Annotated in this window: 13 protein-coding genes and 1 tRNA gene; 5 read left to right on the top strand and 9 right to left on the bottom strand. The window is 56.3% G+C overall.

From position 1 onward, the window contains the following. Positions 1-4: 4 nt before the first annotated feature. The 7 genes from OVA03_RS10805 to cmk form a co-directional block, all read right to left on the bottom strand. The gene (locus tag OVA03_RS10805; protein ID WP_267524444.1) at positions 5-1561 is read right to left on the bottom strand and encodes a response regulator; all 1557 of its coding nucleotides are present in this window, start codon (positions 1559-1561) and stop codon (positions 5-7) included. 53 nt (positions 1562-1614) lie between these two features. Further along, positions 1615-3195 carry a YifB family Mg chelatase-like AAA ATPase gene (locus tag OVA03_RS10800; RefSeq protein WP_267524442.1) on the bottom strand — a complete coding sequence of 527 codons (1581 nt, stop codon included), beginning with the start codon at positions 3193-3195 and terminating at the stop codon, positions 1615-1617. 176 nt (positions 3196-3371) lie between these two features. Continuing rightward, positions 3372-4322 carry a glutathione synthase gene (gene gshB, locus OVA03_RS10795; RefSeq protein WP_267524440.1) on the bottom strand — a complete coding sequence of 317 codons (951 nt, stop codon included), beginning with the start codon at positions 4320-4322 and terminating at the stop codon, positions 3372-3374. 92 nt (positions 4323-4414) lie between these two features. After that, the gene (gene mscL, locus OVA03_RS10790) at positions 4415-4810 is read right to left on the bottom strand and encodes a large-conductance mechanosensitive channel protein MscL (protein ID WP_324290998.1); all 396 of its coding nucleotides are present in this window, start codon (positions 4808-4810) and stop codon (positions 4415-4417) included. Between the two features lie 72 nt (positions 4811-4882). After that, positions 4883-5179 (bottom strand): integration host factor subunit beta, encoded by a 297-nt coding sequence (locus tag OVA03_RS10785; RefSeq protein WP_189485006.1) that lies wholly within the window; start codon positions 5177-5179, stop codon positions 4883-4885. Between the two features lie 301 nt (positions 5180-5480). After that, positions 5481-7175: a 30S ribosomal protein S1 gene (gene rpsA / locus OVA03_RS10780; RefSeq protein WP_267524437.1), complete on the bottom strand. Its 1695-nt coding sequence runs from the start codon at positions 7173-7175 to the stop codon at positions 5481-5483. Positions 7176-7410: 235 nt separating this feature from the next. Beyond that, complete coding sequence (cmk, locus tag OVA03_RS10775; RefSeq protein WP_267524436.1) at positions 7411-8049, bottom strand: (d)CMP kinase; 639 nt, start codon at positions 8047-8049, stop codon at positions 7411-7413. 179 nt (positions 8050-8228) lie between these two features. Here cmk and OVA03_RS10770 point away from each other — a divergent pair, with 179 nt between their 5' ends. Beyond that, on the top strand, positions 8229-8906 hold the full coding sequence (locus tag OVA03_RS10770; protein ID WP_267524435.1) for a hypothetical protein: 678 nt from the start codon (positions 8229-8231) through the stop codon (positions 8904-8906). 4 nt (positions 8907-8910) lie between these two features. On the opposite strand, the gene OVA03_RS10765 is transcribed toward OVA03_RS10770, so the two are convergent. After that, positions 8911-10188 carry a 3-phosphoshikimate 1-carboxyvinyltransferase gene (locus OVA03_RS10765; RefSeq protein WP_267524433.1) on the bottom strand — a complete coding sequence of 426 codons (1278 nt, stop codon included), beginning with the start codon at positions 10186-10188 and terminating at the stop codon, positions 8911-8913. A 286-nt stretch (positions 10189-10474) separates the two neighbouring features. Here OVA03_RS10765 and OVA03_RS10760 point away from each other — a divergent pair, with 286 nt between their 5' ends. The 4 genes from OVA03_RS10760 to OVA03_RS10745 all read left to right on the top strand — a co-directional run bounded on the left by OVA03_RS10760 (position 10475) and on the right by OVA03_RS10745 (position 14188). Continuing rightward, positions 10475-10963 (top strand): TIGR02300 family protein, encoded by a 489-nt coding sequence (locus OVA03_RS10760; RefSeq protein WP_267524431.1) that lies wholly within the window; start codon positions 10475-10477, stop codon positions 10961-10963. 186 nt (positions 10964-11149) lie between these two features. Beyond that, positions 11150-11225: transfer RNA gene (locus tag OVA03_RS10755), tRNA-Ala, on the top strand. 171 nt (positions 11226-11396) lie between these two features. Beyond that, complete coding sequence (locus OVA03_RS10750) at positions 11397-12437, top strand: potassium channel family protein (protein WP_267524429.1); 1041 nt, start codon at positions 11397-11399, stop codon at positions 12435-12437. Positions 12438-12442: 5 nt separating this feature from the next. Then, on the top strand, positions 12443-14188 hold the full coding sequence (locus tag OVA03_RS10745; protein ID WP_267524428.1) for an SLC13 family permease: 1746 nt from the start codon (positions 12443-12445) through the stop codon (positions 14186-14188). Here OVA03_RS10745 and OVA03_RS10740 read toward each other — a convergent pair. Further along, entirely contained in the window at positions 14169-16112 is a 1944-nt protein-coding gene (locus tag OVA03_RS10740) for a TonB-dependent receptor family protein (protein ID WP_267524426.1), read from the bottom strand. The genes OVA03_RS10745 and OVA03_RS10740 overlap by 20 nt on opposite strands. Between the last annotated feature and the right edge of the window lie 25 nt (positions 16113-16137).

Genomic DNA, 16137 nt, shown 5'->3' with positions numbered 1-16137 from the left:
AGCCTTAAGTTTGCGCGGTTTTGGGGGTCCAGGTCACCAGCATCTGACGCAGGGCGTTTATCTCGATCGGCTTGGTCAAAAAGTCGTTCATCCCGGCTTGAAGGCAGGCGCGGCGGTCTTCGTCATAGGCATTGGCGGTAAGGGCTACGACCGGGGTGGTAATGTTCATGGCCCGGATCTGGCGGGTGGTGCCCAGACCATCAATGCCGGGCAGGCCCAGATCCATAAACACAATATCGAAATTACGCTCTGGCAGGATGGCGATGGCGTCTTCACCGGAGCAAACCCGCTCGACCAGACAGCCCTCCCGTTGCAGCAGGATCTTCGCCAGCAATGCGTTGACGGGGTTGTCCTCGACCAGAAGCACATGCGGTTCACCGCTAATCTTTACCTCATCTGTGCCGGTTATGCGTTCATCGTCATCATTGGCGGGCCGTGCGGTGGTGCGATTAGGGTTTTGGCTGTGCAGGGCTTCGATTTGTTCTTTGAGCGATTTCCGGCGCAGAGGTTTGATGAGATAGCCTGCCCAGCCCAGTTCCCGCCATTGTGGGATCTCGGCACGCTGCTCAGGTGTCAGCAGGATCAGGCAGCGCAGACCGGGTGCAGTGACGGGCCCTTCGCTCATATGGCTGCGGTCGGCAAGGATTATGCTGGCCCCTTGCGCCGTGTCACTCAGGTGAACCTCTGTGCCATAGGCGCTCAGGTGGGCCTGTGCGCCCTCAAGCAGGGATTGATTGGCTGACACCAGCGTAACCTCAGACGGCATATCTAGGTCCGCTGTCTTTTTTCGCAGGCTGTAGGGGGCGCGAAATTCAACAGCGAAGGTTGAACCCGTGCCTATTTCGCTGTCGAGGGTAAGCGTACCGCCCATGGCCGCAACCAGTTTTTTGACGATCATCAACCCAAGGCCCGCGCCGCCGTAACGTGCCGCATCGCGTTTAGGGTCAACCTGGCCATATTCTTCGAAAATACGGGTGCGGGCCTCAAGCGGGATACCGGGGCCGGTATCGGTGACGCTAAACCGGATAAGCCCGGCGCGGGTCAGCCCGACATGAATAAGCACCCCGCCGGTTGTGGTGAATTTCAGAGCATTGCCGGCCAGATTGAAGAGGATCTGACGCAGGCGGCCTTCGTCAGCCTGAATGGTTTCAAGCTGGGGATCAAGGCTCCAGACGATCTCAATGCCCCCGCTATAGGCGCGCGGCGACAACAGCTCGGCCACCCCTTGCAGCAGGGATTCCAGATCGACGCGCGTGGTTTCAAGCTCAATATGACCGGCATCAATGCGCGCATAATCCAGCAGGTCATTGACCATCGACAGCAGATGTTCGCCGGAATCGCGGGCGGTGCGAATATAGGATTCCTGTTCCGCGCTGATGTCGGTGCGCGACAAAAGCGATAACATACCCATGACCCCATTTAGGGGTGTGCGGATTTCGTGGCTTAATAGCTTGAGGAAATCTTCGCGGCCTTTTAGGCTTTCTTCGGCGGCAAGCGTTTCGGCAAGCTTTGCCTCAAACTCATCCGCACTGAAATTTTGCGCACCTTGGTGAGCGGTCATAGACTCCCCCATACAGATAATTCTTACCAGACCCTGATCTTAGACGTAAAAAGTTAATGTCCCGCCAAAAAGCTTGCCGCTTTCGGTGAAGAAACCATTTGTGCCCCTTCGCTTTGCGTGGTGCGACGGTAAATCAGAGCTTCGGCCATGTGGCGACGCAGGATGGGTGTGGATATACCTGACATGGCGCTTTCCAGATCCGCAATGGTGCGCGCCAGTCGCACGCAGCGCGTCCAGCCGCGTGCGGACAGGCCGCTTTGCTGTGCCGCTTGGGTGAGCAGGTCGCGGGCGGTGTTATCCAGCGGACTAATGGCGTCAAGGCCCGCGCCGTAAGCCGTGGCATTAAGTGTGTTGTCGGATGATAGCCCAAGCTGTTCTGCGCGCCTGATTTGAGCTTCGCGGGCGGCTACCACGCGCGCGGCGACCTCTTTTGAGCCTTCTACCGGCGGGGGCAGGGCCATGTCGGCGGCCGTCACCGGTGGGACATCGATTTGCAGGTCGATGCGATCCATCAGCGGGCCGGAAACTCGGCCTTGATAATCGCGCAGGCATTTTGGAGCCTTACCGCACGCGCCCTTGCCGACGCCGCCATAACCGCATCGGCAGGGGTTCATAGCGGCGACAAGCTGAACTCGGGCGGGATATCTGATGTGATTATTGGCGCGCGCCACCACAATTTCGGAGGTTTCCAGCGGTTGACGCAGAGAATCCAGCGCCTGTGGTGAGAACTCCGGCAGTTCATCTAAAAACAGCACCCCGTTGTGGGCCAAGGACACTTCGCCGGGTTTGGCGCGCATCCCGCCGCCGGTCAAGGCCGCCATAGAGGCCGAGTGATGAGGGGCGCGGAACGGACGATCGCGCGTCAGTTCGCCCTTATTCAACAGGCCTGCCATCGACCAGATTTGCGAGGTTTCCAATAATTCGCGTGAGGTCAGAGGCGGCAATATGCCCCGCAGCCTTTGGGCCAGCATCGACTTGCCCGATCCCGGTGGACCCACAAATAACAGATTATGGCCGCCCGCCGCAGCGATTTCGAGCGCGCGCTTGGCCAGTTCCTGACCCTTGACCTCATTGAGGTCCATCGGTTTGGAAGGTAGTGAAATTTCACCCGGTTCAGGCCGCGACAGCAGGCTATGGCCCTTAAAGTGGTTGATCAGGGCAATCAGCGACCGCGGCGCAAGGATAGGCACATCACCGGCCCAGGCGGCTTCGCGGCCGTTGTCTTCAGGGCAGATCAGTCCCATACCAAAGCTTGAGGCGGCCATAGCGGCGGGCAGGGCACCGGTGATAGCCCCGATGGAACCATCGAGTTGAAGCTCACCGACACAGACATAGTTATCGAGCGCGTCCTGCGGGATAATGCCCATGACCGACATCAGCGCCAAAGCGATGGGCAGATCGAAGTGAGAGCCTTCCTTGGGCAGGTCGGCAGGCGCCAGATTGACGACGATACGCTTACCCGGCCACCCTAAACCCAGTCCCGCAAAGGCCCCACGCACCCGCTCCCGGCTTTCGGCGACGGCCTTATCCCCCAGACCGACGATGGAAAAGGCTACCTGTCCGCCGGTGAGCTGAATTTCGGCTTCGACCCGGCGGGCCTCTGCCCCTTCAAAGGCAATGGTAGTTACGCGCATGTAGAAATGCCTTTTACGGAATAATTATGCGGGGAGTGTGGAATCAAACGCAGAACTTATCCACAGCTCATCATATTCTCAAAGACAAATCAAGAACAAAAAATGAACAAATGCGCAATAAAGCCCATGCGCCGTTTAGGGCGTGCCCAATAGGGCTTACGGATAACGATTTAAGGTCAGGTGGGGAGGCGTTTCTGTTCTATCCGATCCCACAAAATATCCCCGGCATCAACCCCCTCAAACGCCTTAAGTTGTACCGCGCCCGTGGGTGAGGTGACGTTGATTTCGGTCAGGTAATCGCCGATGACATCAAGGCCCACAAACATAAGACCTTTTTCTTTGAGCACCGGGCCTACGGCAGCGCAGATGTCCAGATCACGTTTTGTTAATTGCACGGGCTCGGCCACGCCGCCCACGCGCAGGTTGGAGCGTACCGCATCTTTTGGGGGGACACGGTTAATGGCACCGACAACTTCGCCATCGACAAGGATGATGCGCTTATCGCCAAGGCTTACGGCGGGGATGAATTTTTGTAAGACCAGCGGCTCCCGGCTGATCGAGGCGTGCAATTCAATCAGGGCATCAAGATTACGGTCACCGGCTTTGAGCTTGATGATGCCGGAACCGGCCGCGCCATGCAGGGGCTTTAGAATGACATCGCCATGCTTTTCGTGAAAGGCGTTGAGGGCGACCGGATCGGCGCTGATCAGGGTCGGGGGCTGAAGGCCGTCAAAGGCGGTTGCGAACAGCTTTTCCGGGCAATCGCGCACGGCGGTCGGGTTATTGACCACCAGAGTCTGCGGGTGGATGCGATCGAGCAGGTAGGTGGCGGTGATGTAGGCGATATCAAACGGCGGATCCTGGCGCATCAGCACGACATCTATGTCGGTGTGCAGGTTCAGGGTTTCATAGTCACCGGCGCTGACATGATCGCCCTTGATGGGGCGCAGGGTGACCTTGCGGGCGCGGGCATAGACCTTGCCGTCTTCGAGCGAGAGGTGGGCGGGATCGTATACCCAGAGGCTGTGGCCCCGGTTTTGTGCGGCCATCATCAGCAGAAAGGTGGTGTCGGACGCGATATTGATATTTTCAATCGGGTCCATCTGGATGGCGACGCGCAAGCTCATAACACACCTCTTAGTTTAAGCTTTTATATAGGCCAATCAAAAGCCCGCGCAATGACGGCGCGGGCTTTTAAATTTATAGTCTCAGCCGGGGCTTACTTCTTTTTCAGTTCCGCCAGAATATCGGCCAGAAGTTCCTGTTCGGTAGGTCCTGCCACCACGGCGGGCGGCGGCGGGGGTGGCATCAGGCGGTTGATCGCCTTGATGATCATAAAGATAGCCGCGCCAATAATGACGAACTGGATCAGGGTGTTGATAAACAGGCCGTAGGATATGGCAACTTCCGCCACATCACCGGCGGCGGGTTTCAACACCCACTTAAGCTCGGAAAAATCAACGCCACCGGTCAGCATCCCGATCGGTGGCATGATGATATTGTCGACCAGCGAGGATACGATTTTACCGAACGCGCCGCCGATGACCACACCGACCGCCAGATCGATGACGTTGCCGCGCATTAGAAAGGTTTTGAATTCAGAGACAATGCTCACAACCGGCATCCTTTGAAGTTATAAATTTCGGACGTTAGGTTCAGCGGTTCGCTAAACTAATGGCAGCTATGATTATTCGTTGTCGTCGCCGCTCAGGTTCAGGCGCTCACGCAGTTCTTTGCCGCTTTTGAAAAAGGGCACATGCTTGGCGGGGACGTTGACGGATTCGCCGGTGCGCGGGTTGCGGCCAACGCGGGCCGGGCGCGAGCGCACCGACAGGGCGCCAAAACCACGCAGTTCAACGCGACCGCCTTTTTCGAGGGTGGAGATCATCGAGTCCAGAATCAGATTCACGACCCGCTCGACATCTTTTTGAGTCATATGCGGATATTCCGACGCCAGACGCTCAATGAGTTCGGACTTCAGCATTTACTCCCCCAAGAGTTTAAAGAAGATAATGGGTTAAACCAGCCAATGTAACCTTGAAGCGGTGAGCATGATTTAAAATGAAAGGCAGTTCAAGGGGTTATTTAGTGTTAACGCTTATGTTACCGCTAACAAATGCAGCGGCTGTGCGGTTTAAGCAATTATACCTTGGTAAAAAATATGGAAACCATAAAAAAGCTCCCGCATCCGGTATTGGGTGCGAAAACCCTATAGGATGCGGGAGCTTAATTGGATAATGCCGACAGAGCCGCGTGAGGCGGCCTTGTCGGCATTATATCAAGGATTACTCCTTAGTGGCGCCGCGCAGAGCTGCACCCAGGATGTCGCCGAGCGAAGCGCCCGAGTCCTGAGAGCCGTACTGCTCGATAGCCTGCTTTTCGTCGGCCATTTCAAGCGCCTTGATCGAAACGCTGACCTTGCGGGCCGCCTTATCGATGTTGGTCACCTGAGCGTCGATGCGGTCACCGACAGCAAAGCGTTCAACGCGTTGCTCGTTGCGGTCGCGCGACAGGTCCGACTTACGCACGAAGGCGCTCATCGGGGCATTGTCGTCGCCGAACTTGACTTCGATGCCGCCCGTGGTGACTTCAGTGACGGTAACCGTCACGGTCTGGCCCTTACGGTAGGTGTCGCCGGTCATTGGATCTTCGGCCAGTTGCTTGATGCCGAGGCTGATGCGTTCCTTGTCGACATCAACGTCCAGAACCTTGGTCTTGACGACATCGCCCTTCTTGTACTTGGCGATAGCTTCTTCGCCGGCCACGTTCCAGTCGAGATCCGACAGGTGAACCATGCCGTCGATGTCGTTTTCAAAGCCAACGAACAGACCAAATTCGGTCGCGTTCTTGACTTCACCTTCGATGGTTGAACCGATCGGGTGGGCCGAAACGAAGGCTTCCCATGGGTTTTCCTGAGCTTGCTTCAGGCCCAGAGACACGCGGCGCTTGGAGGCGTCAACTTCGAGGACGACCACGTCAACTTCCTGAGACGTCGATACGATCTTGCCCGGATGGACGTTCTTCTTGGTCCACGACATTTCCGAAACGTGCACCAGACCTTCAACGCCCGATTCCAGCTCAACGAAGGCGCCGTAGTCGGTGATGTTGGTGATACGACCGGAGAACTTGCCGTTGACAGGGTACTTAACGTCAACATTTTCCCACGGATCGGATTGCAGTTGCTTCATGCCGAGGCTGATGCGCTGGGTGTCCGGGTTGATCTTGATGATCTGAACGCGAACCTGATCGCCAACCGCCAGAACCTGCGACGGATGCGACACGCGCTTCCAGGACATGTCGGTGACGTGCAGCAGGCCGTCAATGCCGCCGAGGTCAACGAACGCACCGTAATCGGTGATGTTCTTGACGACGCCGTCACGGATTTCGCCTTCGGCCAACTGACCGACCAGCTCAGTACGTTGTTCTGCACGGGCTTCTTCGAGGATGGCACGACGCGATACGACGATATTGCCGCGCGGACGATCCATTTTCAGGATGGCGAAAGGCTGTTCCTTGCCCATAAGCGGAGCCACGTCGCGCACAGGGCGGATATCGACTTGTGAACCCGGCAGGAAGCCCGAAGCGCCGTCCATATCGACCGTAAAGCCGCCTTTGACACGACCCACGATCGTACCCATGACCGGCTCGCCCTTGTTGAAGATAACTTCTAGGCGGGTCCAGGCTTCTTCGCGGCGGGCTTTCTCGCGGCTGATGACCGCTTCGCCCATGGCGTTCTCGACGCGCTCAAGATAGACTTCGACATTGTCGCCGACCTTAAGTGCGGCGCCGGCTTCGGTCGAGCCAAATTCTTTCAGCGGGATACGGCCTTCGGTCTTCAGACCGACATCGACGATGACGAAGTCTTTTTCGACACCGACGACCAGACCGTGGACGACCTGACCTTCAAGCATTTCGCGGCCATGAAGGCTTTCGTCGAGAAGCGCGGCGAAATCGTCGCGCGAGGGATTATAATCGCTCATATAGATCTTTGACTTTGTTGGCGCATGTCTCAGGGGCGTTGATGGCGATACGTCAGGACATAAGGATATCCGGCGCATGGCCTGACCCGAAGGGGGCGGCTTTCGTGAGTAGATTTTTAAGGGGATTCAGAGTCCGGTTGGTGTTAGGACGCTAAATGAGAAACCGCAGGTCAAAGACCCTGATAGCGACCGTAGTGATCCTTATAAGCGCAGCGCCGGGTAAATTTGGTGACGTTTAAACGCCACCACGGCGGGCCTTCACGATGGATCGCGCAGCTTCGATGGCCGCTTCTATATCTAAATTAGTGGTATCAAGCAAGACCGCATCGCGGGCCATCTCCAGCGGGGCGCTGGAACGCGAGCTGTCGCGCTCATCGCGGATGCGGATATCACTCAGCACATCCTCAAACGTAAGCGCCGAATTGGCCTTGATCAGTTGCAAAAAGCGGCGTTTGGCGCGGGTCTCAGGCTCTGCGGTGACAAACAGCTTAACCGTCGCGTCGGGGGCAATGACCGTGCCGATATCGCGGCCATCGAGCACCGCGCCGGTAGATTGATGGGCAAAGTCGATCTGGAATTGTTTTAACGCCGCGCGCACTTCGGGGATGGCGGCGACGCGGCTGGCCCACTCACCGGCCTCACGCCCACGTAAGGCATCGTCTTCGAGCAGGGTCGGGTGGATGAACTGGGCGGCTTCGCCTAAAGTCTTGGCATCCTCCAGATCAAGGCCCCGCTCGCGTGCCACATGTCCAACCGCGCGGTACAGCAAGCCGGTATCGAGAAACGGCAGGCCGTAGTCGGCAGCAATGATTGAGGCCAGCGTGCCTTTGCCGGACGCCGCCGGACCATCAAATGCGATCAGAAGAGGGGACATGGAAACCTGATTTAGCGAACGAACTACGGATTAAACCGGAATGAATTTTTAGCAAGGCTATAGATGGTTGACCTGCGAAAATGCAACGTCTTTAGCGTGAAAAGGTGACGTACAACAAATTGGGGTTACATTTTCAAAAGAGTTAACTAATAGTAAACCATGGAGCCGTCGGGGGGCGTATGGATATCTCATCGGAACAATTTTGGTCTGGAGCTATTTTCGCTTTAAGCGTCATTTGCGGACTCCTGATCATTGCTTGGCCCTTTAGGCGCAATCGTAAGCAAAAAACCGATATCACTAAAGCTGCAATCTCGCTTCAATCCGAGGTGGTTAAAGCAAGAGATATGTTGCAAATTTATTTCGACAAAATAAGTAAAATTGAGGAAAAGTATAAAAATGGTGATATTGACCTATCAAGACAATTGCCAATGCTAAAGCTTCATTTGGATGATGTTCAGTTAAGTCAAAAGTATTTAACCGATTGCGCTAAAATAGAAAAAAGAGGTCAATCTTTTATTCTACCTTATAATAAAAGATATCTTTATGAAAGAGTGGCGCGATATGCTGTTATGTTTTATTTTATGATAGGGCTTTTAAAAACCTCAAAAGTTTCAGGATTTATGAGATCAACAAAAATGCTTGAGGAATACATAACTCAGAGGCACAATAGTTCTGTAAAAAAAGTTATAACTGATGCATTTGCAGAGGATTATTTCGACGAAAATGCTTATAATATTTATGTAAATTTAAGCTCGGAAAGATCTATATTTATAGAGCCTGACGGAAAAGATGTAACATTCAAAGATTTGATAACAGATTTAGAATCGGTCGTTCGCCACAGTCAGGCCCTGTTCTAGCTCGCTATTCAAACGCCATCTCAACGCCGACACTATTCAGGTCGCGCCAGTAGCCGGGATAGGTCTTGGCGGTGCAGGCCGGGTCAAGGATACGCAGGCCTTCAATCACTAACGCGGCCTGTGAAAAGGCCATCGCGATACGGTGGTCATGATAGGTGTGGATATCGGCCTGTATCGTTTTTCCGATCAGGGTGCGGTCGGGTGTAATCAGCAAATCGTCACCAATCTCTTCGGCCAGACCGGGTTGGATGCGGTTCAGTTCGGTGGCTACGGCATTGATGCGGTCACATTCCTTGACGCGCAGATTGGCAATGCCCACAAATCTGACCGGATGGTTATTAAAGGCGGCCAGAACAGCAATGGTCGGAATGGAGTCCTGCATCTGGCTGCCGTCAATGACGGCGGGCAGGTTAGGGAACTGCGAAATAAAGTCATAAGCTTTGGCGTCGGGCTGCATCATATCGCCGGGGGCGATGCCTATGTCGATGTCAGTACCCAGCAGCGCATTGATGCCCCAGATATAGGTGGCGGCACTGGCGTCCGGTTCGACCCAATAGTCGCGGGCCGCATAGGGGCGGTTGGCGATGTCCCAGCTTAACGGGCTGGTCTGGGTGATGTCAGCGCCGAACGCCTTCATACATTCTAAGGTTATGTCGATATAGCCGCGCGCGCCGATATCGCCGTCCTTGACCTTAAGGCTGAACGGTGTGTTGCCCTTGGTTCCCGCCATCATCAGGGCGGAGACATATTGGCTGGACAGGCTGGCATCGACCTCGATGGCGCGATTGGCAAAACCGCCATTGCTGGTGACTGTCACCGGCGGACAGCCGGTGGGGGCGGTGGCCGTCACACCGGCCTCATTCAACGCCTGAACCAGAGGGGCGATTGGGCGTTTCTGCATATGCTCATCGCCGGTCAGGATGGTGGTGCCGGTGATATTGGCGGCGGCGGCGGTTAGAAAGCGCACAGCTGTGCCGGCATTGCCCAGAAACAACGGCTCAGATGACGGCTTAAGCGTGCCTGAGCTATCGATCACAAAATCGGTTTCACCCGCATCCTCAACCGTCACGCCAAGCTGTCTTAACGCCCGCGCCATATAGGTTGTGTCATCGCTTTTGAGCGCGCCGCTGATGTGGCTCTTGCCGCTTGCCAGAGCCGCGATCAGCAGCACCCGGTTGGTGATCGACTTCGATCCGGGCAAGGCGATCTGGCCACTCAGGACGCGTTTCGGACATTTCAGCCTTACGGCAATGGCAGGATTGGGCATGTGAAAGGAGGTCATGAGGGCTTACTAGCAAATAATGGCCAATTCACAATCATCATTTGCGGGCATTTAGCGACGCGTCATCAGGCGGCTTTGCGTTAACCCGCACGCTTGCAGTGCAAAAACACGATAAATTTTAGGGGCGGGGCATATTTAAGCCTTTGACAGATGGCCTCTCTAGTGGCATGGGCCAAGACTCAAAAATTTCTGTGTGCCCGGATGACCGGGCCCGCAAACCAAAGCTGAAAATCCTGACGAACCGCTTCAAAGGATTTTCTCCGTATATTCTAAAGAAGGACGTCTCGTGGCTGATCCCGCCTTAGGTACCAAACAGCTTTGCCCGAATTGCACGGCAAAATTCTACGATCTGCAAAAACGCCCGGCCCACTGCCCCAAGTGCGCCTTTGAATTCGATCCCGAAGAAGCGATCAAGGTTCGCCGGGTGCGCACGCGTGCCACGCCGACCGACTATGAAGATACAGACGAAGAGGCCGAAGATCAGGTCAAGGGCAAGGTCGGCGATGACGAGGATGATGAAGAAGAACCCGAAATCATCACCCCGGAAATCGACGAAGTGGTTGCCGATGATCCGGTGCTGATCGACGAAGACGAAGACCTCGATCCTGCCGATCCGGCGCGCATTACCCCTGATGCGGTCGATATGGACATCGAAGATGCCGACCTGGTTGACGATGCTGACGATGATGATGTGCCGTTCCTCGAAGATGAGGATGACGATACCTTCGATGAAGATATCGATGGCATCGGCCCGGAAAAAGACGAAGACATCTAAACACGCTTACTTTAAGTTTGGGCCGCATCCCGCAAAGGGTGCGGCCTTTTCTTTGGGCGCAAAGATTCAAGATAACGGCTTGCGAAAAATTTGGAAAAGTTTGAAAAAGGGCTTGCGCTCCAAATTTGCCTGCACTAGAAGTCGCCGCCTCGGACGCGACACGCGGTCTGAGACCATTTTGATAATGGGGCTTTAGCTCAGTTGGTAGAGCGCTTGCATGGCATGCAAGAGGTCAGCGGTTCGACCCCGCTAAGCTCCACCAAAACAACCCCGCCATTGTGCGGGGTTTTTTGTTGCCCTGATCACGGGATTTCCACGGAACTTGTTTTGCCATAAGCTGCGTATCGATATTTTATCGCGCCATTTCATAAACATGATCGTAGTGGCTAAGGGGGGGGAAATGATCTCAGAACATTTCGTGGGTGCATAGGATATGCGCCTTAAGCCTGAACCCACACCGGTAATTCTAAAACGTCAGGGCGGCTTAAATGTCTGGCATTCCCTGTGGCTGCGGGCGGTGCTGGTATTGGGGCTGGTGGGGATTGCTTTAGCCGGACACTGGTTTGACCGTGAGGGGCTAAGGGATAATATCGACGGTGAGGTCTCATTCTCCGATGTCGTCTATTTCACAGCGATTACGGTCACCACGGTCGGCTACGGCGATATCGTGCCGGTCACGGATCGCGCACGGATGTTTGATACCTTTGTGGTCACGCCGGTGCGTCTTTTCATATGGATTATTTTCTTAGGCACGGCCTATACTCTGGTCTTAAAAAGTACATGGGAGCAGTTGCGAACGTGCATGATCCGTCAGGGGCTGAACAATCACATCATCGTCTATGGTTATGGCGCGACCGGCGAAGCGGCGGTCACTGAACTGCTGCGTCAGGGCGTTAAGCCGCAGGATATCGTGGTCGTCGATCAGTATACGGCGCGTATTGCGCTGGCCATCGAGCGCGGCGTGACCGGCATCGAAGGTGACGCCACCATGAATGCCGTGCAAGATGCGGCCTGCATCAGGACGGCGCGGGCGGTGATAATTTCCACCCATCGCGACGATTCCGCCATTCTGATTGTGTTGAGTGCGCGCCAGATGAACCCGCACGTCTCGATCAGCGTGGCGGTGCGGGCGGCGGAAAACGAAGACCTGATGCGTCAGGCTGGGGCCAATAATGTCATCAATCCCGTCAGCATGGGCGGGCATCTGCTGGCGCGCGCGTCCGAAGGCCGGCATGTGGTCGAATACATCACCGATCTGGCCTCTGCTGATGGCCGTGTGGTTTTGAGGGAGCGCGAAATTACCGCCAAAGAAGTGGGGAAATCTCTGGAAGCGCTAACCACCGGCAAGGGCGTGCGCATCTGTCGGGCCGGTAAAATCTACGGTTACTGGGAGGTTGAGACCCATGCGCTTCAGGCCGGTGACGTGATCGTGGAAATCGCGCGAACCCATCCCCATGAGACGGTTCAGGCCTGATCACAGTGACTCTGACCGATTACATATCTGCGCCGATCCTAAGTTCGGCCATTTTGGTTATGGCGCTGGCGCTGTTTGTGTCGGAAAAAGTGCGTCATGATCTGGTCGCCCTGATTGCGCTGATGGCCTGTCTGCTGACCGGTTTGGTTTCACCAGACGACGCCTTGAGGGGCTTTGCTGATCCGGCGGTCATTGCCGTGGCGTCTGTGCTCGTGGTGGGTCGAGCGCTTGAAATGACCGGCGTGGCGTCAAAACTGGCGCGGGTTATCATTCCGCCCAAGGCCCCGTTTAGCGTGCAACTGATCCTGCTGATGGGCGGGGGTGCGCTGTTGTCGGCCTTTATGAACAATATCGCGGCTCTGGTCATCACCATGCCGCTGGCGGCGGAAATCGCGCGTCAGAATAAACGGCCGGTCGGGTCAACCCTGATGCCGTTATCGTTTGCAACCATTCTGGGCGGGATGACGACTTTGATCGGCACGCCCGCCAATATGATCCTGTCGTCGGTGCGTGAAGACCGGCTGGGCCAGGGGTTTGGTTTTTTCACTATGGCCCCGGTCGGGATCATCGTCACCGTGATTGGGGTTGTGTATCTGGGCCTTGTCGGCTGGCGGCTGTTGCCGGTGCGTAAAGGGGCTGGGCGGGCTGCGGATACGCCGTGGCGGGTGCTGGAATTGCAACTGACCGAAAACCTTACCCGCACGCGCAAAGACATTGTCGCCGAATTGCGCGGTACGACCTCACGCTTGCTGGCCTTTATCCGGCGCGAAAAGGTGCTGGAATGGCCATCGGATAATAAGCTGAAACGCCTTGATAAACTGCTGCTCTTGTCGCGCTCAGGCCGCTCACTGATCGAAGAGAAGATTAGCTTTAAGGTCGCCCCGGCGCTCACCGATCCCGATCATGTCACCGCGCGCATGGTGGTGGCGCACGGTTCCCCCCTGATCGGGGAATGGCATGATGCTGTCCGGCAACGATCCGACGGCGATCTGCGCGTGACCGCCGTAGGCCCAAAGGCAGCCGTGATGCGTAAACCCTTATCACAACTGACCATTCAAACCGGTGATCAACTTTATATCACCGGACGGTCGGAAGCGATTGCAGCGTTTGGGGCGAGAGAAAGATTGTTGGAAATCGACCGCAATGACCCGGTGCCGGTCAATCTGCGCACCGCCGCCTGGACCGTGGGTATTTTCGTCACCGCCATTTTGGCCATCGTCTTTGCCGATGTGCCGCCGGCAATCAGCTTTCTGGCCGCGGCCATTATCATCGCAGGCGCAAAGCTTATTCCGGCGCGGGAAACCTATAAGTCAATCGACTGGAGCATTATTGTTCTGTTGGCAGCCATGATCCCGGTCGGCGGCAGTTTTCAAGCCAGTGGTGCGGCCAGTATTGTGGCTGAAACCATTGGCGGCGTCCTGACCGGATTGCCGCTGGTGGGGTGTCTGGCGGCCATGTGCGCCCTTACCTTGCTGCTGTCGATCCTGCTCAACAATGTCGCGACCGCCGTGATCATGGGGCCGCTGGCGATCCAGTTGGCAGGGATATTGGGCGTGTCACCTGATGCTATGCTGCTGGCGGTACTTGTTGGGACATCGTCGGATTTTCTGACGCCGATTGGTCACCAGAACAATCTGTTGGTCATGGGGCCGGGGGGGTATCAGTTCACGGACTATATCCGCATGGGCTTCATATTGTCGCTGATTGTGGTGTCGACCTCGGCCTTTGTACTCAGCGCGATCTATAGCTGATACCCACATAAAGGGCGCGGCCTTCGCCGGGGTAAAAATGGCGGCCATCATTGCCAAAGGCATTGGCGATGACATTGGTGGTGGTGACATAGGTCTCATCAGTCAGGTTGCGCAGGTCGGCATAGACTGACCAGTCCGCATCCACAGGCTTCCAGTTGGCGCGCACGCCCCACACCGTATAGCTCTCAGTTTTTAAGGTATTGGCCATATCGACCGGATAGCCCTGCGGTGTCCATTCGACATTGGGAGTCACCGTCACAGGCCCGATATCATAGCCCAGTTCGGCGCGCACATAATGTTCCGGTGCCCCCGGCAGGACATTATCGCCGTAAACCGGATCATTGCGGAACCGGAAGCGGCTATAGGTATAGGCGGCGTTAAACGACACCGTGTCGCTCAATCGCCCGCCCGCGCCCAGTTCAAGACCGGCATGACGTGTGCGGTTGGCATTAACGGCTTCGGAGGAGCCATCCGGCTGACGCAGGATGATAAATTCTCCGTCGATTTCGCTATTGTAGACGGCGGTCTGCCAGTGGATATCGTTCAACTTCCCACGCGCACCTACCTCAAGCGTGGTGGCGCTCTGATCATCAAGGCTGTTAAAGCCCGGCCCGTTACCGCCGGACAACTCGCTTAAAGTGGGCGGCTCATAGGAACGGCTGAGATTGCCAAACACCGTCACGGCTTCACCATCATAGCGCAACCCAAGCCGCGGGCTAAGGCCGTTGAAATCACGGTCGCGCCATTCAGAGGTGGGAAAATGCTGCGCAATATTACGTTGAACTGTGGCCGCCTGAAGTCCGGCAATGGCGGTGGTATGGTGGGCGATCAGGTGCTCATATTGCGCATAGGCCTCAGTCGTCAGGGCCTCAAGGTCGCGCCGGACAATGGCGGTGGTAGGCATGCCGCCCGAATTGACGAAACGCTTTTCTTTTTCAAGCCCGTAATAGACATTCAATCCCGCCGTAAAGCGATTGGGCCGGAGACCGTAGCCGTACTTAAGGCGCACACCGGTTTCGCGCGACTGGCTCTGGATCGCGACGGTCACCGGCGTATCCAGAGCGCGGTAGCTGGCGTAGATCACGCCCTGCCATTCCGACAGACCGTCAGTGTATGTACCACGGTACGCTACCCGCCCCAGATCGACATCGCGCTGGAAACGCCCCGTCACATTGGCCGGATTGGCGCGGCGCGGGTCGGCGGCGAGTTCAGCGAGGGACAAGGTGCCGGGTATTTGCGCCTCGGCGTGGCTGAGTGTCAGGAACAGACGCTGCTCGAACTGATCGGTGGTCTGCCAGCCGAAATTGGCGGCGATGCGGGTGGATTCCTGGCCATTATTGCGGCGGTAGCCATCTTGCGCCAGATAGGTGGCGGCGATAAATCCATCCACCGCGCCATGCGCAAAACCGTACCGCACAAGATGATGCTGATGGCTGTCCGGCCCGCCCTCTAACCGCAGGCCGTAACCGCTGTCACGGCCCGTTGGGGTGATCATATTGATCGAGCCGCCAAGCTGCGTGGCTCCCTGCTCCAGCGCATTGGCCCCTTTGAGGATCTGCATATTGGCAATCAGCCACGGATCGATGGTGTTAAATTCAAATCCGCCGTCGGCCGAATTGACCGGCACCCCGTCCTGAAGCAGCAAAATCCCCCGCCCCTGAAAGGTGCGGGTAAGCCCTGATCCGCGCACGGATAGCCGCAGCGATTCCGCCCCGTTGCGCGGTTGCGCCACTATCCCCGGCGTGAAATCGACCATGTCTTTGAGCGTAATCGCCCGCCGGTCAGCCCAGTCATTTTCGGTAAGGAACTCGGTCGCTCCGGGAACATCGCCGGTTTTCTGACGCAAGCTATCCAACGGATCGCGCGCGGCTCTGTCACCCTCAACCACTACGGTCGGGGTTTGAGCCAGTGCGGAGCTGGCCATGAGCGCCATCAGGTAGGGCAGCCGG

The organism is Asticcacaulis sp. SL142 (assembly GCF_026625745.1).
Lineage (GTDB): Bacteria > Pseudomonadota > Alphaproteobacteria > Caulobacterales > Caulobacteraceae > Asticcacaulis.
This window is presented reverse-complemented; position numbering and strand designations above follow the sequence as displayed.